The following is a 23,232-nucleotide window of genomic DNA, read 5'->3' as shown; positions in this document are numbered from 1 at the left end:
TGGAATTACATTGCCATCATATATACGGTATGTCGTTTTGTACATAGTCAGGAAATCCCACGGCATAACGAGAATTTTTCTTGTTACATGACGCATAGGTTGATCAAGCGGGGAGAGATGAGACAAGGGACAGGGGATTTGCTGCGGAATCCTCCAGGATGCCGTCGAAGTTGAATAACCGGTTTTCGTAATGTAGTGCAACCAGACGACTAGTTTATTACCGTAAAAACATTATAATGTTATTATGTTTTTGATTCTATGAATCTACTATACGGCGGAAGGATGTTTCACTTCATTTGGTTCTGTTCATTTGCATAATTTCGTATATATTAGAGATTTATCATCTTATAGTCGAAGAAGGTTAGCTGACATGAGTTTATTTGTTCGGGAAAAAGGATTCTACAAAAGTTTTTTCTGGCTGACGCTTGTGATCGGGATGCAGAACCTGATATCGGTCGGCGTGAATTTGTCGGACAACGTCATGCTGGGAGGATACAGCGAATCGGCGCTGTCGGGCGTTGCGCTGGCGAACCAGATCCAATTCCTGCTGCACATGCTGGTTCTGGGCGTATGCGAAGGCTTGGTCATCATGTCGTCCAGATTCTGGGGAGCCAAGGATTTAGGCTTGATCAAAAAAGCGGCAAGCATCGGCATGCGCATGGCCATCCTTCTCAGCATCGTGTTATGGGTCATCGTGTTCTTTTTCCCGCACGAGGTATTGTCCTTGTTTACCAAGGAAGAGAATGTCATAGCTGCCGGCGTGGAATATTTGCGCATCATCTGCTTCTCTTATATCTTCTTTGCCGTCACCAGCTCCTTGCTGGCTTCCTTAAGAAGCGTGGAAACGGTAAAAATCGGCTTTGTGGTATCGCTGTCCACCTTGGTTATCAACATCTGCTTGAACTACATCCTGATCTACGGGTATATGGGCTTTCCGGAGCTGGGCGTAGCTGGATCGGCTATCGCTACCCTGACGGCGAGGATTATTGAATGCGTGATCGTCATCGTGTATGTTAAGCGGTTCGATCGCAAGATCCTGTTAAAGTTGCAGGATTTCCTGAAGTTCGATATGGAGCTTTTCAAGCAGTACATTCGCATAGGCTCCCCGATTCTGATGTCCAATACGATATGGGGGCTTGCCATGGCGGCACAAACCGCCATCCTGGGGCATATGGGGGAATCCGCGATCGCCGCCAACAGCATTGCTACAACGATTTTCCAGATGGTGACGGTCATCGTGTACGCTTCTGCCAGCGCTACGTCCGTGCTGATCGGGAAGACCATCGGCGAGGGCATGATGGATAAAATCATATCGTATGCCAAAACGCTGCAGATTCTGTATATCCTGCTCGGTTTATTGACGGGGGCCGTGCTGTTTGTGATCAAGGATTTCGTGCTGGGCTTCTATTCGATATCCGATGAGGCCAAAACGCTTGCCTTGCATTTCATGACGGTGCTGTCGATCACCGTGGTCGGAACGGCCTACCAGATGCCGGCTTTGACAGGCATCGTGCGGAGCGGCGGAGACACCCGCTTTGTGCTGTACAACGATTTGATATTTATGTGGCTGATCGTGCTGCCCTCATCCGCCTTATGCGCATTTGTGTTCCATTTATCGCCGCTTGCCGTGTTCATCTGCCTGAAATCGGATCAAATCCTGAAGTGTTTTGTGGCGATCGTGAAGGTGAACCGGTTCAAATGGATTCGATCCTTCAGCTCGTGATGGTGCCAACGGTTATTATACGGTAAATCCATGGCGTACAAAAAGAACCTCGGGAACGCGTGTCCCGGGGTTCTTTTGTACGTTATCCGATTAATCCTCCAGCAGGTTCAGCGACTGGGCTCTAACCAGAGCCTGCGTGCGTGTCGTCACGCCGAGCTTGCCGTACAATCTGGACAAATACACCCGGACCGTTCCTTCGGACAGGCCGAGTGATGCGGCCATCTGTTTATTCGAGGCACCCTGTCGAATCAGATGCAGCAAATTCATTTCGTTCCGATTCAGCGTTTCGGGAAGAGTTTGCCGTGGTGTCTCGGCCGATGAAATATCCGCTTCGGAACCACCCGGGAACAACTTCACGAGCGTGCGTGCATATTCAAGCGACCGAAGTTCCTCCGGGCTCACGCCGTCTTCCTGTCCGAGTCGGCTCGTATACAGTTGCAGCAGCTGGTACATGTCCTCCCCTTCGTCGAGGAAGGTTCGGACATAACCGTTCTGTGCTCCTACACGCAAAGCTTCGCCAAGAAGATGAAGCGACCGCTGCCGCTGGCCGCGCTGATGTTCCAGCAGCGCTTGCAGGCTTGTGATTTCAATGATGCTGGAACGCTGCTGTTCGCGCTCGGCCTGAGGTTTCAACAGCTCCAGGAGGCGCAGCGCTTCGATTTCCCTGCGCTGTCTGCCTAACATGCGGACTAACGCCAGGTATTCGGTTTCCCGGCTATAGGCGGGCTTGTCCTTGACGGAAACGGGGAGCTCGGCCACTTCCTTCCGTGCTTCGGCTATGCGCCCTTCCCGGATACAGATCAAGCTTCTGACGGCTTTTAACGGGGCGAGCCAAAGGCTCGATTTCCTGGAAAGCGCAGCGGAGCACGCTTCATCCAAAGCATAATGGGCTAGATGGAATTTGCCCTCGGCAGCGAACAGCCTGGCTTCGGTGATATGCAGCGGCACGAACAACCCCATCGTTTCTTTGGCGGGCGGCGCATTACGAATCTGCACCAGCAGCTGACGGGATTCCGCCAGCCGGTTCCATTCATAATATCCCTCGCATAAGGATTGTTTGACATATAAGTTCATGAGCGAATGCTCCCACCCGTGGGATTCCAGCACACCGGTAAACAGATGCGCGATTCTTTCCGTATCGGCGGAGAGAGCCCCCTTCATGCCGAGCGAGGTACGCCTGACATAAGGCTCCCGCCGATTGTAATCGAACTGGTAGTACATCGGATTGTCGGGCATCAGGTTGTCGAGGATGCCTTCGCTGAAGGCGAACCATTTGCCGAAGTCCCCGTTCAGGAAAACAAGATTGGACCGCACGAACAGGATGGAACTCATAAGCTGCTCCCTTCGGTCCGATGATTCTAGCGCAGCGCAGGCTTCCTCAATAAGGGACAGCATGCGCTCGGAGCGTTCGAGATCTCCTGTCAGTACCAAGACAAAAGCATGCGCCAGCGACATTTCGGGTGTCATCGGATAGCTGGAGGAGATGCGGTCAAACCATTTCAGCAAGGTGGCAATCTCTCCAAGTTCGAGCACGGATTGCATATGCTGCCCAATCAAGCTCACGGCATGCCCGAAATCCTGCGCTGCCAACATATGGTCAATCGCTTCATCCATGGAGCCGACGGAGGCATAATACTGCCCGGCGAGCCGGTGGCGCTTGGTATATTCCCCGTCAAACTCGCGTTGAAGCAGGTCGAGCAGAAACTGCGAGAATAAATGATGATAACGAAAGAAGGTTTGATGTTCGTCCAGCGGAACCAGAAACAGATTCAGCTTCTGCAACTCCTCCAGCATCGGACGGCTGTCGTTGAGATCCGTAACGGCATCGCACACCTGCGGATGCAGCTCTGAAAGGACGGCGGTCTGGAGCAAAAAGGAGAACACGTCGGGTGACAGCTTGCTTACGACTTCCTGAAACAGATATTTGGATACGAGAAGCGGATTCCCCTTCATATCATCCACGAATCCTTCCAGACCGCTGCCGGTTCGCATGGTAATCACGGCAAGCTGGAGCCCGGTAACCCAGCCTTCCGTTTGGTTCCGTAACGTATCGAGCTCCATCGAGGTCAGATTGGAATGGCTGCCGTTTGACGCATGGCGGAACAAACGCTCCGTCTCCTCGTAGGTAAATTCCAACTGCTTCATGCCGATAAGATGGACCTCATGGTTTACCACGCCCTTGATCGTGGGGAATGGAAGCTCGGTCCGGGACGAGATGAGAAGATGAATATGTTCGGGGAGGTAGTCGATCAAGTAGGAAATCCCTCCATGGATGGTTGAAGAGTGAATACTGTGCAGGTCTTCAAGAATGAGATTGAGGGGCTCGGAATCCTCGTATAATTCACTGATCAGCGTATCCAGAAAGGTTTCAATCGAGGCGCTTGGCAGCAGCTGCGTATGGTGCATGAGACGAGCTCCTTGCGGCTCGGGAAGAATCGAGGCCAGCGAGGCCGCCACGTATCTCCAAAAGCGGACGGGATCGTTATCCCGTTCATCCAGCGAAACCCAGGCGCATCGTTTGTCTGCTTCATGAGCCCATTGGGCGAGCAGCGTCGACTTGCCGTATCCGGCAGGCGCGATGATGGCTGTCAGCTGACCCTTGTGGCCTGCTGCCATATCCTGCAGCAGCCGGTCCCGGCGAATCAGATGCTCCTTCAGACCGGGAAGGCTTATTTTCATTTTCAGAATGGGTGAGTCTGTTAGTAGTTTCATAGGATACCCTCGCAATATACGAAACGTTATTTTTACGGAAATTGAGTCGCGATAACTAGATTATATGAAAAAAAAGATGAAAAGTTAACGTTTGTCAATCGTTTTCCTCCCATAAATTTGATAGCATCCTTGGTGCCGCGGTCCTAACCGGGCCGCAGCTGTCATAACGCTGATGAAACGAAGGAGGAGATTATGCTAAGGCGTTCAGGAAAAATCCTGCTGTGTGCGGCTTTGCTGCTGCTGCAGCTGGATGGGTTATTGGGATATCGGCAAGCCCTTGCGGCTGCGGCCGTTGCACCAAAGCTTGTAGCCGGGTACTATCATACCGCTTCGCTCGTAAGCAGCGGTGAAGTTTACTCATGGGGATACGGAGACAGGGGGCAGCTGGGCGACGGCACTTGGAAGACCCGGACGACTCCGGTCATGGCGAAGAATTTGAACCATGTCATTGACATTCACTCCGGCGTCCGCAGTTCGATGGCGCTCCGCCAGGATGGAACGGTATGGACCTGGGGAGCAAACGAGAACGGACAGTTAGGGATTGGAACGATAACGAATGTGAACGCGCCCGCGCAAGTTCCGGGTCTGAGCGGGATCAAGGCAATATCGGGCGGATTGGCCTATCACGGCATGGCGCTTTCAGAGAACGGCACCGTTTGGGCTTGGGGGAAGAATGACAACGGCGAGCTGGGAAATGGAACGACCATACAACAAAACTCCCCGGTTCTGGTTACTGGTCTAAGCGATGTGACGGCAATTGCGGCTGGAGGATACTACAGTCTTGCCTTAAAATCGGACGGCACCGTATGGGCCTGGGGCGTGAACGAAAGCGGGGAGCTTGGAGACGGGACGACGACGGACCGATACGTTCCGGTACAGGTTGCCGGGCTGACGGACGTCATGGCGATCGCCGCCGGCGGTTCCCATAGTTTAGCCATTAAACAAGACGGCACCGTGTGGGCATGGGGAAATAACAAGTATGGTACGCTTGGCGACGGTACGAGAACGCACCGGACGAGACCGGTGCAGGTTCGAAACCTGCAGCATATCGTTGCCGTTGCAGGTGGAGGTTATCACAGCCTTGCAGTGGACCGGGCAGGAAACGTATGGAGCTGGGGAGATAACAGTCAACAGCAGCTGGGCCTAAGCTCGAATGCTTCCAGCCTCATTCCGGTCCCTGTACCGGGGATCAAGCATGTTCGTGAAATTTCTGCCGGGGGCTTTCATAGCGTTGCCATGAAGCAGGATGGAACCGTCTGGGGATGGGGCTATAACTCCGGAGGACAGATCGGAGACGGGACGTACAACAATACAAGGGGAATACCTACCCTGACTAAAGCTGTGCTGGATACGACGTCCCCGGATACGGGCAGTGGGAGCCTGAATCCGCACAGCATCACGTCAGACTCCGTTGCATTGGAATGGCCGAAAGCCTCGGACAATATGACGGAGCAGCACGAATTGCAGTATTTGTTATATTCGTCCGCCAGCCCGAATATCGGGGACGTCAGCCAAATGGAGAGGAATGGAAAGCCCGTCGGAAGCTACGCGGCGGATCAAACCGGGATGGTGGTGAACGGGCTTGCCGCAGGGACGGATCATTATTTTAACGTCATGGTCAAAGATGCCGTCGGCAGGAAAAGCGCATACCGCATGCTGAAGGTGACAACCCTATGGCCGCAAGTCTACTCGTTAACCTATGACGGCAACGGACACACTGAAGGGAATGTTCCGGTAAGCAGCGGTTTGTTTGCCAGAGGCGACGAAGCGGTCGTGGCGGGCAATACGGGGCAGCTGGGCAAGGATGGACATATCTTCGACGGCTGGAATACGGAGGCCGACGGAAGCGGAATCGATTATCCTGCCGGTGGCAAGCTTATATTCGGTACGGGGGACGTCAAGCTGTTTGCCCAATGGAAGGCGATCCAGGCACCGACCGAGCTTAAGGCCTTATCTTACACGCCGTCCCACCAGGCTGTCGGCGTGGAAAAAGATGTAATCTTGCAGGTTGTCTTTAATGAAGAAGTGACAGCGGTATCCGGTAAATCGATTACGATTAGGCTTGCCTCAGATCATCGCGTCGTCGAGACCGTCGATGCCTCCGATGCAGGGAGCGTCACGATTCTCGGGAACGCGGCGAGCATAGATCCGCTGAATGATTTTGATGAGGGGGCGTCCTATTACGTCGAGATCGAGCCGGGTGCTTTTACCGGTAACCATTCAAGTGCCGGCTTTGCCGGCATTCAGGGGGCGGATGCTTGGAGCTTTACGGTCAGGGAACATGAGTCTCCGGCGTACGACGCTGATTTGCAAGCATTGTCGCTGCGTTCGTCGAGCGGAGAAGTAGCGCTGAGCCCTGAGTTTGCCAGAGATCACTATGATTACAAAGCGCAGGTAGCCAGCGATACGGATCGCCTCACGGTAACGGCACAGGTATATGATGCGAGGGCGACGGTAACGGCCAGCGTGTACGGCGAGGCCGGAAATTTGGTATGGGGGCCGATGGATCTCCTCTCCGGCCAGGTGAGCCCTTCCTTCCCCGTCGCCGTAGGCAGCCAGGTCATCGAGGTTATGGTGACGGCGCCTGACGGCCAGCATATGAAATACAGAACGACATTGGTTAGAGCTTCATCCGGAGGCAGTGGCGGGACGCCTGAAGAGCCGGAAGGTTCGTCGCCAGGAGGTTCCGGCCAAGGATCGGCTATACCGGGCCCATCGGGCAATGCCGCACCTTCGAATAGAGTGGACGTCAACGTTACGATAAACGATGAATCACAGGAAGGGATGGTTACAGGTTTGTTCCATGAGGCCAATGGACATACCGTCGTATCGATGAAACTGGATACGGCTAAGCTGGAAGCCCGTTTAGAGACAGTGGACTACAATCCGGTAATCGTCATCGCGTTGGCACGGCCTGCGGATCAGGTCTCCCTGGAAACAAACGGAGCTGCTCTTGACCTGCTTAAAGCCAAGCAGGGCGCCATTGAAATCCGATCGGCGCTTGGTCATTTCCACGTTCCTGCGGCCGTGATGGCATCATCGCGCTGGCAGGCGCCGGGAAGCATGGATTTGCCGGCCGCGGATCAAATTACGGTAACCCTGACGACGGCTGCCAGCGACGCTGCCAAGGTAGAGGCTGTTAAGAAGGCCGCATTGCAATCCGGCATTACGCTTATCGGTTTGCCTATCGAGTTTGAAATCACGGCTAAAGTTCAGGATACGGTACTGCAGTTAGATCCATTCCCGCAATATATGAAGCAGCGAATCATTTGGCCGCAGGGAGTGCCGGACCGTATGACAACGGCTGTCTTGCTGGATCGGAACGGCAGCTTCCACCCGATCCCGACGCGTTTCGAGCTGAAGGAGGACGGAAGCAGCGAGGCGATTCTGCATCGTTTAACAGCAGGTACGGTTGCTTTCATCTCTCATCAAGTGCGTGTTGCTGATGTATCGTTCCACTGGTCCAAGGATGCGGTGAGCGATCTTGCTTCGCGAATGATCCTGAACGGAACCGGACTTGTCGAGGGTGGAACAGACCCAAACGCGAATCAGCCCGCGGCGATTCATTTCGCGCCGAATGCCCAAGTGAGCCGTGCCGAGTTTGCTGCCATGATCGTGAGGGCGCTCGGTTTGGATGAGGTGCAGGACGGAGTTCCTGCTTTTCGGGATGTTGACGCAGAGGACTGGCATAACGGCGTCATAACGCAAGCTGTGCAGTATGGGTTTCTTCAGGGGTATGAGGACGGACAATTCAGGCCGGCCCAAGGCATCACGCGTCAAGAGGCCATAGCGGTTATGGCGAGAGTGATGGAGCTGGCGGGAATAGCGAGTGCAGTGAATGAGATGGAGGCGGCAGCCATCCTCTCCCCTTACCAGGACCGTGAAGTCCTGTCCGACTGGGCCAGACCGGCTGCGGCGGCCCTTGTGAAGCAAGGAATTGTCCTGGGATCGGGCGCAGGGCTTAAGCCGCTCCAGAAGTTATCCCGCGGTGAAGCAGCGGTCATGCTGCAGCGGTTATTGAAAGGTTCAGAGCTGATCGATTGAATCGGTGGTGGAAGCAGGCTGGAGCTGAAGAAATTCAATATTTCGTATGTTGCTTCATCTAAATAGAAATCATGCAAGAGCGAGGATGCCTAACGGCATCCTTTTTTATATAAATAGAGAGAATCCAGGTTTGCGTAATGCCAGGAATTTGAAAATAATGCGTTTTCATCCCGGATCCATGCCGGAAGTGTTTGATCAAATGTTGGCAATTTCCGAACATTATCGACATTTTGACAAGGTAATGTTCTGTGATATGCGCAGTTTTCCACCAAAATTTTGCTAAAAAACACATTAAACTACATAAAACGCTAAAATTTTTGTTTTGACATCTGCTTGTCTATACCATAGGATAATAGTATAAAAAGTGCTCACTTAGGAGGATAAGGTCAGGAAATGAAAAAGACATGGTCAATTCTATTAACACTCGTATTATCCGTTGGATTGCTTGCAGGTTGCGGCAATGATGATAAGTCTACTGACAGTGGTGCAGCTAATGGCGGTTCCGAAGGATCTCAAGATAAGAAACGCATTGCACTTGTTCTTCCTGAGAAGATCGGCGTGAATCCATTCTTTGCCCTGATGGACGAAGGATTGCAAAAGGCCGCTGCCGATTTCAACGTTGAAGTCAAAACGATTGAATCGACAGACCCTGCTTCGATCGAGCAGAACCTCCGCACGGCGGTTGCCGAGAAGTACGATCTGATTATCACATCCACCTTCCAGATGGAGGATGCATTGAAGAAGGTTGCACCGGAGAATCCGGACGTGCCGTTTGCGATCATTGACACGGTCGTGGATTTGCCGAACGTCCGCAGCGTCGGATTCCGTGAGCATGAGGCTGCTTATCTTCTGGGGGCGGCGGCAGGATTGGCAACGAAAACGAACAAGGTCGGCAACGTTGTGGCCAACGACATTCCGATTATGCATAAATATATGACCGGCTTTGAGGAAGGCGCGAAATCGGTCAATCCGAACATCGAAATTTTCGTTAACTTCGTAGGCGGATTCGACGATCCGGCAAAAGCGAAGGAGCTAGCGCTCCTGCAGAACTCCAAAGGCGCGGATTTCGTAGCCGGCATGTCCGCCGTTGGCGATCTGGGCGTGTTCGAAGCAGCGAAAGAGAAGGGCTTCTACACTTCCGGACAAGATACGGACAACACCGAGCCTGAGCATGTGGTGCTCGCGCAGTTGAAAGGTACCGACGCTGTCGTATACGAAACGGTGAAAGATTTTGCAGAGGGCAACTATACTTTCGATATTCGTGATTACGGCCTGAAAGAAGGCGCCGTAGGTCTCACTTACGTTACGCATGAGAGCAAAACGCCGCTTAACCCATTCATTGGACAAGACATCGTGGATCAGCTTAAGGTGATTTCCGACGATATCATCGCCGGAAAGATTAAAGTAACGAACGCATTGGAACAAAATTAGTTCTTACCAGGACCGGCTGCACATGGGCAGTCGGTCTTTCATTCAGAAACGAAAGGAAGGCATGACTCGATGCTACTCCAGATGGACAATATTACGAAAAAGTATGGCGAGTTCAGCGCAAACCGCGGCATTGACTTTTCGCTGCGCGCGGGTGAGGTACATGCGATAGTCGGGGAAAACGGTGCAGGCAAAACGACGCTGATGCGGATATTGTACGGGATGGAGCAGCCAACCTCGGGTACGATTCGGCTGAATGGCAAGGAAGTTTCGTTTGCAAGCCCGCTTGACGCGATTCAAGGCGGAATCGGCATGGTACATCAGCACTTCATGCTGTTTCCTACGTTTACGATCGCCGAGAATATCGTGATCGGCAATGAGCCGGGCTCGGGTGCCGGGTTTGACCGCAAACAAGCCGTGAAGATCGTGGAAGGACTCTGCGAAAAATACGGCATGAAGGTCGACCCGCGGGCCACCGTAAGCAGCAGCGCCCCCGGCGTGCAGCAGCGGGTTGAAATATTGAAGGTGCTGTATCAGGGAGCCGAAATCATCATTCTGGATGAGCCGACGGGCGTGCTGACGCCGCTCGAGGTGCAGGAGCTCCTGGATGCCATTAAACAGCTCTCCAAACAGGGAAAAAGCTTTATCCTGATTAGTCATAAGCTGAACGAGGTCCTTGACGTGGCCGATCGCATTACGGTGCTCCGTGACGGTGCCGTCACGGGCGTGGTGGAGAAGGGGAACACCGATGCCCACCAGCTCTCCCGTCTCATGGTCGGCCGCGAGCTGATGGAACTGGACCGCAAGCCGATCACGCCAGGCGAAAAGGTGCTGGAAGTATCGGACGTCTCGATCCGTGGTACGAAAGGCAAGCCGGTTCTGGACGGCGTAAACCTGGAGGTACGGGCCGGCGAGGTTGTCGGGATTGCCGGTATTTCAGGCAACGGGCAATCCGAGCTGCTTCAAGTGATCTCGGGCCTGGCTCAGCCGGACAGCGGGCGGATTGCCGTGTCGGGCAAGGACGTTACCGGCATGTCGACAAGAGAAATACGGGAGCACGGGTTAGCCCATATCCCGGAGGATCGCTACGTATGGGGTGCCAATCGAACGGCAACCGTGATGGATACCGGGCTTATGGGGCACCAACGACGTTTGCAGCAGGGCGGATTCCTTAAACTGAAGGACATTCGTACGCTTGTATCCGGATGGGTTCGGAAATTCTCCATCAAGACGGGCTCTCTGGAGACCAGCACGCAGTATTTGTCCGGCGGCAATCTGCAGAAGCTGATCGTGGCACGGGAACTGGAGCAGGGAACTCCGTTCCTGATCGCGGCGGAACCGACGCGAGGCGTCGATATCGGTGCCATGGAGACGATTCATGGCGAACTGCTCAAGCGGCGCGAAGAGGGCACGGGAATTTTGCTGGTATCGTCGGAATTAACGGAAATCTTGAAGCTGTCCGACCGTGTTCTGGTCATGTATGAAGGCCGGATCGCGGGCGAGCTGTCGGCGAAGGATGCGACAGAAGAGAAATTGGGACTGCTGATGGCGGGGGGAACACTGTAATGAACAAATGGACTAAATTTACGCTTCCGCTGCTCCAGCCGATTGCCGCCATCCTTGTGGGGCTGCTTGCCGGAGCCATCGCAATCATGATTGCCGGCGGCGATATCCTGCAGACCTACGCGGAGATGTGGAAGGGTGCCTTCGGCGGGATGTATTTCTTTACGAATACGCTGTCCCGCGCGACCCCGATCATTCTGATCGGTCTGGGCGCTGCGTTTGCCTTCCGTGCAGGCTTCTTTAACCTAGGCGCGGAAGGACAAATGGTGTTTGGCGCGCTTTCCGCCGCGTTGGTCGGATTGTATATGCCGGGTCCCGGCTGGCTGGTGTGTCTCGCTGCCATCCTTGCGGGTGTGATCGCGGGTGGATTATGGTCGGTGATGGCCGGATATTTTGATGCCCGGTTCCGGGTGAACCTGCTGATCTCCACGCTGCTTCTGAACTATGTGGCCGTATTGTTTGCGGGTTATCTGGTCGCTTATCCGCTGAAGGACCGCTCGGGTTCGGCCGCGATGGCGCAATCCGAAATGCTCGATAACAGCGTCTGGCTGCCGAAGCTGATCTCCGGCATGCCGCTGCATGTCGGCTTTGTGCTCGCGGTGCTGGCCGCGTTGATTATATTCGTGCTGTTGAAGCGCTCCGTGATCGGTTACGAAGTACGGATGCTAGGCGGCAATCCGCTGTTTGCCCTGTTCGGCGGGGTTAAGCGCGGTCCGATGATGCTTGGCGCGATGTTCTTCAGCGGCGGCTTGGCCGGACTTGGCGGGGCCGTTGAAATTCTGGGCTCCCAGTATCGTTATATCGATGGTGCGTTATCTACGGCCGACTATGCCTGGACGGGCATCATGGCAGCATTGCTGGCAGGATCGCATCCGATCGGTACGCTGATTGCATCGATTTTCTTGGCCGCGCTGCAGACGGGCGGCATGGGCGTGGAACGGAATACGGAAGTGCCGCTTGAGGTAGGAGCGATCATCCAAGCCGTGCTGATTCTGTTTATCTCCGCCCGATTCACATACAGCTTCCTGAAGCGCAGAAAGGGGAACAAATCCGATGGAACAGCTGTTTGACCTTGCTTTAATCAACTCGGCCCTCCGCGTGCTCACTCCGATCCTGCTTGCGGCTCTCGGCGGTGCCCTGTGTTCGCGCGTCGGATTGTTCAACGTCGGTTTGGAAGGCTTTATGCTGCTGGGGGCGTTCGCAGCCGTGGTGGGGAACCACTTTTTCGGCAACGTGTTTTACGCGATTTTGTTTGCGATTGCGATCGTGTCGATCTTCTCCTTTATCTTTGCTTACCTCAGCATTAATCTGCAGGCCAACGTCATCGTGGTCGGTATCGCGATGAATGCGCTGGCGGCAGGGTTGACCACATTCAGCTTGCGGGCTATTTTTGATGTGAAAGGTGCATTTTATGATAATACGATGGTCGGACTGCCGAAATGGAACATTCCGATTATCGAGGATATTCCGGTGATCGGTCCCATTTTGGCGGGCCTGACGCCGCTGGTGTATCTGTCGTTTTTGATTGCGGGCCTCATGTGGTATTATTTCTATCGCACGAAGAACGGCTTCCGTTTTCTGGCTGCCGGCGAGAATCCGCTCGCTGCCAAAAGCGTGGGCATCCGTGTAAGACGGTACCAGTATGGAGCCGTGCTCGCGAGCGGCGTGTTATGTGCGCTTGCAGGCGCGCAGCTGTCGCTTGGACAGGTGACGATGTTTACGGAAGGCATGACGGCCGGCCGCGGCTTTATCGCGCTTGTCGCCACGATGTTGGGTCAATCGGGTCCGCTTGGGGTAACGGCGGCAAGCCTGCTGTTCGGCTTTATGGATGCACTCAGCATCCGGTTCCAGGGGCTGGCGTTGCCTACGCATTTTACGCAGATGCTGCCTTACGTCGTAACGATTCTGGCGATGTTCTTCTTTAAGGATAAAAGCTTCCAGCAGGACGCGCTGAAGCAGGGATCCAGCTCCAGATAGGCGCGTATGCCGCGTCGCGACAATCTGTGATGGAAGTCATCCCGTCGATAAGCGGATGCGAAAGCGATCAAGCGTAAAGGAGATGAAGTTGGTGCATAAAAAAGCAGAACGTTTGAAAAAAATGAAGCCGGTAGCGGTGGGCAACCTGACCGATGAGCAGCGGGCCAAGCTGCCGCCGGGGCAGACGCTGACCGAGAAGTTCCCGATTTTGCATGAAGGGGAGGTTCCCCATTACGACATGTCGGAATGGACCCTCAGGGTTTTCGGCGAAGTCGAAGAGGAGCGGACCTTTACCTATGAAGATATTCTGGCGTTGCCAACGGTAACCGTGAACACCGACATTCACTGCGTTACGCGCTGGTCCAAGTTCGATACGGTATGGGAGGGCATCCTGTTCCGGGATTTCCTGGCGGGCTTGAAGATCAAGCCGGATGCCAAATACGTCATGTTTCACGCCGATCCCGATTATGACACGAATGTACCGATCGAGGATTTGCTCCGTGACGATGTGCTGCTGGCCTATCGTTTCAACGGCGAGCCGCTGACGGACAAGCACGGCTGGCCGCTGCGCACGGTCGTGCCGCACCGCTATTTCTGGAAGAGCGCCAAGTGGCTGCGCGGCATCGAGTTTATGAAGGAAGACCGCCCGGGCTTCTGGGAACGCAACGGCTTCCACAACGAAGCGGACCCGTTCAAGGAAGAGCGGTTTAGCGGCGAAGCGCTGGATATACCCGAAGACGAATGGACACGTAAGGAGTTTGACTAATATGTTGATGCCTATTTTGCAAGTAAACTCAGAGGATATACCTGAATTTGTGATCGTCTGCGGCGATCCGAAACGCGCGGAGACGATATCCCGTAAGCTCGAAAATGCGCGCGAGCTGGCATTCAGCCGCGAGTACCGCACTTTCGTGGGGACGTATGAAGGCGTTGAACTGGCGGTAACCAGCCATGGCGTCGGCTGCCCGGGAGCGGCCGTTTGCTTCGAGGAGCTGATCCGCGCGGGCGCGAAGACCTTGATTCGCGTGGGCACCGCCGGGTCTTATCGGGCGGACACTCCTGCGGGGAGCCTTGTGGTCAGCACCGCGGCGATCCGTACGGACGGTCTGACGAAGCAGCTGGTACCGGACGGTTTTCCGGCGGTTGCGGACAGCCAGGTGGCGGAGTCGTTGTACGAATCCGCGCTTGCGATCGGCGAAGGCGTCGTGCGCAAGGGCATTACCGTCACGCTGGACGTGTTCTTTAACGGAGTCGAGGAAGTGCCGCACCAGAAATATAAAGCGGCGGGCGCGCTCGGCGTCGAGATGGAAATTGCGGCGCTGTACGTCGTTGCGGCGATCCGCGGCGTTCGCGCCGGCGCGATTGTCGCCATGGACGGCTTTGCTGACGCCGACCTCGCGGCCGAGTACGATCCGAACACAAACGTGGTTGCCGACGCGGTGGAGCGCGAGATTAACACCGCTTTGCAGGCCGTGGTGAAGCTGGCGAAGCAAGGCTAACCAGGGAAAGAAGAAAACCGGATTTCCTGAGCGTGAGCTGTAGGATATCCGGCTTTTTATTTTGAGAAAGATGTAATTCCTTTTGATAACTTAAGACAGCAACTCCAGCCGTGTCTTGTTATTACTGCTTAGCCGGCTGAATCGTGAAGAAAGGAACCTTCTCGATTCCGACAGCCCGCACGTAAGTAAACAACTGCCCTTTATGGTGGATCTCATGGTCGACCATATTGCTTAGCCACACTTTGCCGGGCGCTGTGAACCCATTGAAGTCGAGCGGCTGCTCAAGCTGGCTATCGGACAATTCGGCAAAAAGGGCCGTAGTCGATTCGGTCGACCCTTGCACGATATTTCGAATGTCGTCGATGGTCTCGAATTTGGTGGAAATCGAGGGTGGAGAAAACGAGCCGTTTTGGATGGAACGCAGGAACATATCCGAGGTTGCCGCAATATGAACAGCTAATCCGCCCAAGGTATAGGCATGATCCCACGGTTTATAATCCAAATGCTCGCTCTGTACGTCCTGCAGCAGCTGAAGCAAGACTGTACGGTGTCTATGCCATCGTTCGAATTGCTGTTGACCTTCATGACTCATGGTTGATCCTCCTTGATCGATTACAGAATTAAGTCTTGGAATAGGCGCCCGCCTTATTCGCGGTTCATATAACATTCGATAAGAGATAGCAGATTCCTTCCCAATGCGCAAGCTATGCCCAGGTGTTGAATTCAATAATTGGAAAAAAGCAGTTGCAAAAGGAAAACGGACCGTATATACTTAGTTCAATTAGTGATTGGTCAATCAATAATGAAATGAAGAATGAGTGAGTGAGAGGAGGTGGGTTGAATGGCAAGAGCTTCAACCTCTGCGAATCGGCGAAATGAAATCGTGGCAGCAGCAATCGAAGTGTTTGCAGAGATCGGATACTTTCGCGCGACCACCGCTCAGGTTGCCGAACGGGCAGCGATATCCCAGCCTTACGTCTATCGGTTCTTTACCAAGGAATCGCTGCTCGTGGAATCGCTGACTGTCTCTTGGAAGCGCATCGTGCAGGCATTTCAGGGGGTGATCGATTCCGCTGCTCCGGAGGAACTGGAGACGGGCCTGATCCGGGCGTACGAAGGGATTGTGCAATCCCATCGCAGCGAAATCTTGCTGCAGATGCAGGCGCAGACGATCCAGGAAGCGCCCATCCGCGAAGCGATGCAGCAGGGAATGAACGAGGTGAAGGACCTGGTTCAGCATGCTTTCGTGAAAGCGGGATTCGAGGATGCCGACAAGAAAACCTCCGATTTTCTGGCCCGGGGGATGCTGTGCAATGTAGCCATGGCGATGGATATGCCGAATATGATGCCCAAAAGATAAGGCGCGCGTCGATGTGCCGCACCGCGTACTGCATAAGGTTGTGCGCGGTGGAGAAAGGGCATTTCTTTTTTAATCAATTGTGATTGATCAATCAATTATTTTGAATATGAGGAGAGATTGATGATGAAAAAAGCGATTGTTTTGGGTGCGACAGGTGGCGTAGGCGCCCCGCTGACGGCGGAACTGGTGAAGCGTGGAATTCAAACCGTAGCCTTCGGCCGTTCCGTTAAGAAGCTGAATGAGCTGGCTGAGCAGTTGGACTATTCTCCTCTGCTTACCCTGGAAACGGGAGATGCTTTTAAACCTGAGGATATCCGCAGAGCCGCGGAAGGGGCCGACGTCATTTTTCACAGTGCGAACATTCCTTACCACGAGATGGAGTCCAGGCTGCTGCCACTGGGTGAATCGGTCATGACGGCTGCAGAGAAGCTGGGGACCAGGGTTGTGGTGGTAGATGGAATCTATCCTTATGGCAGACGCTTAATGGAAAAGGCAACGGAGGAGCATCCCAAAAAACCGCATACCCGTAAGGGCAAAATAAGATTGGCCTACGAGCAGCTGATCTTCTCGTCGCGCTGGCATGAAGCAAACCCTCTTATCGTAAGGCTGCCCGACTACTATGGTCCTTCCGCGCAGGCATCCTATTTATCCGTCACGATGGAAGCCATTGCGGCCGGGAAGCCAACGGCTTTCATCGGCAACATGAACGTTCCCCGAGAATACGTTTATTTGCCGGATGCCGCCCGAATGATCGTAGAGATTGCCGAGAGAGAGGAGTCCTATGGGCAGAACTGGCATATCCCCGGACCGGGCGTGATTTCAGGCCATGAGCTGGTGCGGATTGCGCAGCAGGCTGCCGGAAAGCGCAAGGCGGTAATGCCGCTCGGGCGAATCGGGCTCTCCCTGATCGGGTTATTCAATCCGGTGATGAAAGAGGTGGTTGAGATGCTGTATTTGACCGAGGAGCCTTTGGTGCTGAGCGGCGAGAAATACGAGCGTCTGATCGGTCCGATTCAATGGACGCCTCATGAGCAGGCGATTGCGGCGACCATGAGGAGTTTAATGAAAAAACGGGCATGAGCAGCGGAAGCCATAAAGAGTCGCGCAGCAGCGATATCATGAAATGCGAAGGGACTTTTTCGGTAGATTATTAATTGGTCAATCAATAATAAAATAAATGATTTCTCACTTGAGTTGTCGTCTCAATAGAAGGAGGATGCAAGCATGAAGGAAGAGATGCGTTCGATATGAAGTTCAAGGCACTCGCTCTTGCTGCGCAGCAGCCGTACTGCTGGTGCTGTTCTCCATATGGGATTCATACGCATAAACACGCTGATCGCGAAGACGGTTGGCGTGTTTTTGATTGGCTAAAAAATAATTTTCGAGAATATCCATCAGTTTCTGCTGCCCAAACGTTATATTAACAGAAAAGACAAAACGAAAAGTGAGAGGTTGGCTAATGCAAGTATGTGATCTCTATGAAAACCTGAAGGACGATGTCCAGCGGTATGCCAGATCCATCGCCAAGCATGCTTATGAAGCGGATGATCTGGTCCAGGATGCCTTTATGAAGGCCATCAAGGAGCCGAACCTGGCAGCGCTGCCCCTTCACAAGCAAAAGGCCTGGTTCTTCAGAGTCGTCAAAAATCGCATGATCGATATTAGCCGCCGGGAGAAGCGGCTCATATCGTGGGAGGATGATCTGGACTTCGCCGAGCTCCCCGTTTCAAGCCGCAATATAGAAATGACGGAATGGCTCGCCCGTTTGCCTAAATCGCAGAGCGATATCGTGTTTAAGCGCTTTTGGCTCGGGCTGTCCAGCCAGGAAATCGGTGAGCAGCTGGGTATGCCGGCAGCCACGGTTCGTTACAAATTGCAAACCGCCATCAAAAAATTGAGAAAACTATGGGAGGAAGATATGAAATGAGCAGAATCATCGAGAATGTAGGGATGTTGGATCTTACGCAGGCCACGGAGGAAACCGTAGCAAGCATCGAACGGATCGGAAACGTGGGCCTTGTGATATACCGGGCAGAGACGGCACACCTCCTCACCCTGTTGAAAAACGCAGGCAATATCGGCAAGACGATTGAAATCCCCGAGGGACACCGGTATTATAGCGGCACGCTGCGGCTGAACGAGGAATATTTTCAGCTCTTGGAGCAGCCGGACCGCGTATTCGTTAACGGCACGGTCATCATCGATAAGGGAGTATCCCTTGAAGCATTCCAGAACGGCACGCTGCACCTGGTGGTCAACGGCGAGGTCTATGCTCCCCGGCATCTGGCTGCTGCGGTTACCTCTGCACTCCTCAAAGTGGGAGGCGCCAGCGCGGAGATTCACGCTTACGAATACGAACCCCGGTTCGAGTCCGGGAAAGTGCAGTTGAACAATGCATACCTGGCCTCCAGCAGCGAGCCTATGGAGCTGGTCCTGAACGGCATGGTTCATCTGGATAAGGAGCTGGATATGGAGCAGTTCTCGGCCCGGATTGAAAAGATCCAAGTCAACGGCAAGGCAATTATCCATGAACATCAATCCCCTTATTTCTACGATAAATTGAAAAAGATCAACGGCTTGGTCGAGGTGATCCCGGCAGGATTCGAGTATGTAACCAAACCGCTACGGCTAAACGCAAGAAGCGTACGGCGATTTAAAGGCCATAAGCTCTACACGAATAAGCCGCTCATTCTCGAGGCGGACGTGACCCGGGACGCCTTCAGCCAGGCTGTGTCGGAGATACAGTCCACTTCGTTCATCATTTGCGGCGAAGCCATCGAAGATCTGGTCTGGGAGCGCTGCCCCAACCTGAATACGGAAATCGTAAGTTATGAGCGGCTGTTTGTGTTCATCAGCGGCGAGGAGACCTGGTCGAGGGATCAGCTGGCGGCTTTGGGACAGCCGGCGAGCTTCATTGTTGACGGGATGCTGACCTTTGACGATGACGTCACCGAGGAAGACATTAAGGCTTCGATGTCCTCCCTGGATCTCTTCGGCGAAGTCGTTGTAGGGGAAAAAAGAATTAAAGGCATTTTGTACCCTTACCTTCGGGCAAACAATGGAAGTATTATAGTGAAGGGGACGGAAGAAGAGCTTGCAGGTATTGGTAATGTCGGAATGTTGTCGCTATAAAAAGAAAAGAGGAATGAAACATGAATATCAATAATGAAGATATTGCCAAACAGCATGTTCGCGATCTCCGTCAGGAACTAGAACGATGCCGGATGGCAACGAAATTGCACTCGAAACGCAATGCAGCGGCCCACGCCGCAAAGACCGCACGCACGGTCGAAGGAAAGTGGAAGGCGCTGCTTGAAACCATCATCATGATGGGAAGAAGAATGCTTTAATCGGTTGAGCCGGTTAAGCTACAAATCCTAATTCTTATGAATCGTCGATGCGATAAGCATCGACGATTTTTAGTTTTTTTGCCTACCGGTAGTTAAAAAACATTGACATCCTTCCTCATCCATCTTAAAATTTTACCTATCGGTAGGTAAAAAAAGGGGCGGATGACAGCGTGAAAAAGAAGGATTTAACCTCGCAGCAAATCGTCGAGGCTGCCATCGGATTGTTTGCGACACATGGCATCGAGAAGACCAGCCTGGCGATGATTGCCGGCGAAGTGGGCATTACGAAACCGTCGATTTACTATCACTTTGTGTCCAAAGATGAACTGGTGGAGCGGGTCTTTGAATACATGTTCAGCGATTATCATTTCGATCATTATTTCTCCCTGACCGGGCTAGATGAGTTTAACTTTGCAGAGCAGCTGTACCAGGGCGGGCTGCGCATGTTTCCCGAGGAGGAAGAAGCCTTCGTGCCGGTGATGCGCCTATTGAGCGAGTTCATGCTGACCGCAAACCGGAATGCCAATTACGGCCAGCGGGTAGCTGCCATGCAGCAATCGTTCCTGGACGGCTTTCGGGAATTCATGAAGCTGGGGGTCGACTTCGGGGTCGTCGATCGTCAGCATGCGGATTCCAAGGCCTATGTTTTGGCTCTGGTCATCGATAATATCACGAGTTATATCATGATGGAGATTCCGCTGGACTATCAAGCGGTCTGGAAAGAAGCGGTGAACAGCGTTCTCAGGAAAGGAGCGGATGCCATTGAATAACGAGAGGGAATACAGTGATCTCGGATTATCATGGGCAGACCGTATGTTGATATGGGCGGTGCCGCCTAGGTGGTGGTCGGCTGGTTTCTGCCTGCGATTGCGGATTGGGCAACGGGCCTGTCTTGGGTACCATTTCAAGGACCCTTGGAGTTGATCGCATCCATCCAGGGCCCATGGGTTGTTATCGTAACCGCTGTCGTGGGGCTGCTTGCCGGGACGGTGCTCTCTCACTTAGCCATTAAAGAAAGCCTTGCGGTTCGCCTGTCGGACAAGGAGATTACACTCCGCATTCATGAAGCTGAACAAACCTTTACGAGAGAAGAAGTTTCCGCTGCCTTTATGGACGGCAAGCAGCTGGTCCTCCTGGGCAACGAAGGGGAGGAGCTCTATCGCGAGAAACCCGAAGCCAAGCGGGAAACGGTGGCCGAAGCCTTCAAGCGGCACGGTTACTCCTGGAGAGACCGCGATCCGTTCGCCGATCATTACGTCAGATGGGTTGCCGATTCGCCGGAACTCACGCATAGCATGAACGCGCTCTTCCTGGCACGGGAGAAGGCCATCAAGAACGAGGATCGAGAGGACGCGGATGATCTGCGCCGGGAGCTCTCGAAGCTGGGCATCACCGTGCGCGATGACGGAAAAAGACAATATTGGCGTCAGCACGGGCAGAAGCCATGACGCCATCGTAAGCGCGATGGTTCGTCAGATGCAGCATGCTCGCTCACATGATCTCATCATCCTCTGCTTCATCGATTGAAGTTTAGCCGGGATGTGCTCCATGAAAGTCTCCAAACATATTGACATCAAAAATTGGTACATGTTTAAATAGAAGAAGTGTTAGCACTCTGTTGTAAAGAGTGCTAAAAGAAACCTCGTTCAGATTGGAAAGGAGATTTTTTCATGGCGAAAAAACAGTTTAAAGCTGAATCCAAACGGCTGCTCGAGATGATGATCAACTCCATCTATACGCAGCGCGAGATTTTCCTGCGCGAGCTGATTTCGAATGCCAGCGACGCAATCGACAAGATTTATTATAAAGCGCTGACCGACGACAGCCTGACCTTTAATAAAGAGGATTACTACGTTAAGATTACCGCGGATAAAGCCAACCGCACGCTGACCATTGCCGACACGGGGATCGGGATGACCAAGGAAGACCTTGAGAATAACCTCGGCGTCATCGCGAAGAGCGGTTCCCTTGCATTCAAGAGCGAGAATGAAGCGAAGGACGGACACAATATCATCGGCCAATTCGGCGTGGGCTTCTACTCCGCCTTCATGGTGGCCGACGTCGTTACCGTGACGAGCCGTGCCCTGGGCAGCGACGAGGCATACAAATGGGAGTCCGAAGGCGCCGACGGATACATCATTACGCCGGCCGAGAAGGATTCCGTCGGAACCGAGATCGTGCTGAAGATCAAGGAAAATACGGAAGACGATCAGTATGACGAGTATTTGGAAGAATATCGCCTAAGAGCGATCATTAAGAAGTACTCCGATTTCATCCGTTATCCGATCAAAATGGACGTGAAAACGCAGCGTCCGAAGGCAGATGCCGAGAACGAGTTCGAGGAAGTCCAGGAAGAGCAGACCATCAACAGCATGGTGCCGATCTGGCGCAAGAACAAAGGCGAGCTGACGGACGAAGATTACGTCAACTTCTATAACGAGAAGCGTTACGGCTTCGATAAACCGCTCAAACATATTCACGTCAAAGCGGATGGTGCCGTGGTATATAACGCGATTCTGTTCATTCCCGAGAATACGCCGTTCGATTATTACACCAAGGAATACGAAAAAGGGCTTGAGCTCTATTCCAACGGCGTCCTGATCATGGACAAATGCGGAGACCTCCTGCCGGACTACTTCAGCTTCGTGAAAGGGATGGTCGATTCGGAGGATCTGTCGCTGAACATCTCCCGCGAGATGCTGCAGCATGACCGCCAGCTGACGCTGATCGCGAAGAACATCAAGAACAAAGTGAAAAGCGCGCTGCAGGGCATGATGAAGGACGAGCGGGAGAATTACGAGAAATTCTTCGCATCCTTCGGCCGAGGCCTGAAATTTGGCGTTTACAACGATTACGGCATGAACAAGGAAGATCTTCAGGACCTGCTGTTGTTCACATCCTCCAAGGAGAAGAAGCTGGTTTCGCTGGATGAGTACGTGTCAAGAATGCCGGAGGATCAGAAATATATCTATTATGCTTCCGGCGACTCCATCGACCGGATCGAGAAGCTTCCGCAGACCGAAATGGTGCTGGACAAAGGCTATGAAATCCTGTACTTTACCGACGATGTCGACGAGTTTGCGATCAAGATGCTCATGAAATACAAGGAGAAGGAATTCAAATCGGTATCCAGCGGGGATCTCGGCATCGATTCCGAGGCCGACAAACAGGAGAATGAAGCCGAGGAGAGCGACAACAAGGAGCTCTTTGAAGCCATGGGCAGCCTCTTGGCCGGCAAGGTGAAGTCCGTCAAAGCCTCCAAACGACTGAAATCCCATCCGGTATGCCTGTCCACGGAGGGCGATGTCTCGATCGAGATGGAGAAAATCCTGAAGGCGATGCCGAACGGGCAGGATATCCAAGCCGACAAGGTGCTGGAGATCAACACGAACCATGAGGTGTTCCAGTCCCTGAAGGCGCTGCAAGCGGATCAGGATAAGCTGAAGCTCTACACGAATCTGCTGTACAATCAGGCGCTGCTGATCGAAGGCTTGCCGATTGCCGATCCGGTGGAATTCACGAACGATATTTGCAAAATCATGGTGTAAACCGTAGTAGGTAAAACTCATGCGATGA

General features: G+C 53.3%; 18 protein-coding genes. 16 read left to right on the top strand and 2 right to left on the bottom strand.

The window, feature by feature from the left end; genetic code table 11:
• Positions 1–370 precede the first annotated feature (370 nt).
• Positions 371–1,723 carry an MATE family efflux transporter gene (locus tag BMX45_RS17280; protein WP_090910747.1) on the top strand — a complete coding sequence of 451 codons (1,353 nt, stop codon included), beginning with the start codon at positions 371–373 and terminating at the stop codon, positions 1,721–1,723.
• A gap of 90 nt (positions 1,724–1,813) precedes the next feature.
• Here the strand turns inward: BMX45_RS17280 and BMX45_RS17275 are convergent, their stop codons facing one another.
• Positions 1,814–4,435: a winged helix-turn-helix domain-containing protein gene (locus BMX45_RS17275; protein ID WP_090910746.1), complete on the bottom strand. Its 2,622-nt coding sequence runs from the start codon at positions 4,433–4,435 to the stop codon at positions 1,814–1,816.
• Between the two features lie 192 nt (positions 4,436–4,627).
• Here BMX45_RS17275 and BMX45_RS17270 point away from each other — a divergent pair, with 192 nt between their 5' ends.
• The 7 genes from BMX45_RS17270 (at position 4,628) to BMX45_RS17240 (ending at position 14,946) form a co-directional block, all read left to right on the top strand.
• Positions 4,628–8,479, top strand: a complete 3,852-nt coding sequence (locus BMX45_RS17270) for an RCC1 domain-containing protein (protein WP_090910745.1) — start codon at positions 4,628–4,630, stop codon at positions 8,477–8,479.
• 393 nt (positions 8,480–8,872) lie between these two features.
• Entirely contained in the window at positions 8,873–9,910 is a 1,038-nt protein-coding gene (locus tag BMX45_RS17265; protein ID WP_009594391.1) for a BMP family protein, read from the top strand.
• Between the two features lie 69 nt (positions 9,911–9,979).
• The gene (locus tag BMX45_RS17260) at positions 9,980–11,473 is read left to right on the top strand and encodes an ABC transporter ATP-binding protein (RefSeq protein WP_090910744.1); all 1,494 of its coding nucleotides are present in this window, start codon (positions 9,980–9,982) and stop codon (positions 11,471–11,473) included.
• Positions 11,473–12,540: an ABC transporter permease gene (locus BMX45_RS17255; protein ID WP_090910743.1), complete on the top strand. Its 1,068-nt coding sequence runs from the start codon at positions 11,473–11,475 to the stop codon at positions 12,538–12,540. The genes BMX45_RS17260 and BMX45_RS17255 overlap by 1 nt, the downstream gene beginning before the upstream one ends.
• The gene (locus BMX45_RS17250) at positions 12,524–13,447 is read left to right on the top strand and encodes an ABC transporter permease (protein WP_009594395.1); all 924 of its coding nucleotides are present in this window, start codon (positions 12,524–12,526) and stop codon (positions 13,445–13,447) included. Before BMX45_RS17255 ends, BMX45_RS17250 begins: the two co-directional genes overlap by 17 nt.
• Positions 13,448–13,538: 91 nt before the next feature.
• A complete protein-coding gene (locus BMX45_RS17245) occupies positions 13,539–14,213 on the top strand; it encodes a sulfite oxidase-like oxidoreductase (protein ID WP_090910742.1) in 675 nt (224 codons plus the stop codon).
• A 1-nt stretch (position 14,214) separates the two neighbouring features.
• Complete coding sequence (locus BMX45_RS17240; RefSeq protein ID WP_090910741.1) at positions 14,215–14,946, top strand: nucleoside phosphorylase; 732 nt, start codon at positions 14,215–14,217, stop codon at positions 14,944–14,946.
• A 121-nt stretch (positions 14,947–15,067) separates the two neighbouring features.
• Here the strand turns inward: BMX45_RS17240 and BMX45_RS17235 are convergent, their stop codons facing one another.
• On the bottom strand, positions 15,068–15,538 hold the full coding sequence (locus tag BMX45_RS17235) for a DinB family protein (RefSeq protein ID WP_090910740.1): 471 nt from the start codon (positions 15,536–15,538) through the stop codon (positions 15,068–15,070).
• Positions 15,539–15,787: 249 nt separating this feature from the next.
• On the opposite strand from BMX45_RS17235, the gene BMX45_RS17230 reads away from it, so the two are divergent.
• The 8 genes from BMX45_RS17230 to htpG all read left to right on the top strand — a co-directional run bounded on the left by BMX45_RS17230 (position 15,788) and on the right by htpG (position 23,204).
• Positions 15,788–16,306, top strand: a complete 519-nt coding sequence (locus BMX45_RS17230; RefSeq protein ID WP_090910739.1) for a TetR/AcrR family transcriptional regulator — start codon at positions 15,788–15,790, stop codon at positions 16,304–16,306.
• Positions 16,307–16,429: 123 nt separating this feature from the next.
• A complete protein-coding gene (locus tag BMX45_RS17225) occupies positions 16,430–17,386 on the top strand; it encodes an NAD-dependent epimerase/dehydratase family protein (RefSeq protein ID WP_090910738.1) in 957 nt (318 codons plus the stop codon).
• Between the two features lie 379 nt (positions 17,387–17,765).
• Positions 17,766–18,233, top strand: a complete 468-nt coding sequence (locus tag BMX45_RS17220; protein WP_090910737.1) for an RNA polymerase sigma factor — start codon at positions 17,766–17,768, stop codon at positions 18,231–18,233.
• A complete protein-coding gene (locus BMX45_RS17215) occupies positions 18,230–19,438 on the top strand; it encodes a hypothetical protein (protein ID WP_090910736.1) in 1,209 nt (402 codons plus the stop codon). Before BMX45_RS17220 ends, BMX45_RS17215 begins: the two co-directional genes overlap by 4 nt.
• Positions 19,439–19,458: 20 nt before the next feature.
• Complete coding sequence (locus BMX45_RS17210; RefSeq protein WP_090910735.1) at positions 19,459–19,656, top strand: hypothetical protein; 198 nt, start codon at positions 19,459–19,461, stop codon at positions 19,654–19,656.
• A gap of 170 nt (positions 19,657–19,826) precedes the next feature.
• On the top strand, positions 19,827–20,426 hold the full coding sequence (locus tag BMX45_RS17205; protein ID WP_090910734.1) for a TetR/AcrR family transcriptional regulator: 600 nt from the start codon (positions 19,827–19,829) through the stop codon (positions 20,424–20,426).
• A 69-nt stretch (positions 20,427–20,495) separates the two neighbouring features.
• Positions 20,496–21,104 (top strand): YqeB family protein, encoded by a 609-nt coding sequence (locus tag BMX45_RS17200; protein ID WP_254778112.1) that lies wholly within the window; start codon positions 20,496–20,498, stop codon positions 21,102–21,104.
• Positions 21,105–21,326: 222 nt separating this feature from the next.
• Positions 21,327–23,204, top strand: coding sequence for a molecular chaperone HtpG (gene htpG, locus BMX45_RS17195; RefSeq protein WP_090910733.1), 1,878 nt, complete (start codon positions 21,327–21,329; stop codon positions 23,202–23,204).
• The last annotated feature ends 28 nt before the right edge of the window (positions 23,205–23,232 follow it).

It is taken from the genome of Paenibacillus sp. cl141a (assembly GCF_900109305.1).
Taxonomy (GTDB): Bacteria; Bacillota; Bacilli; order Paenibacillales; family Paenibacillaceae; genus Paenibacillus_AQ; species Paenibacillus_AQ lautus_A.
The sequence above is the reverse complement of the archived record's forward strand: the minus strand, read 5'-3'. Positions and strand labels throughout refer to the sequence as shown.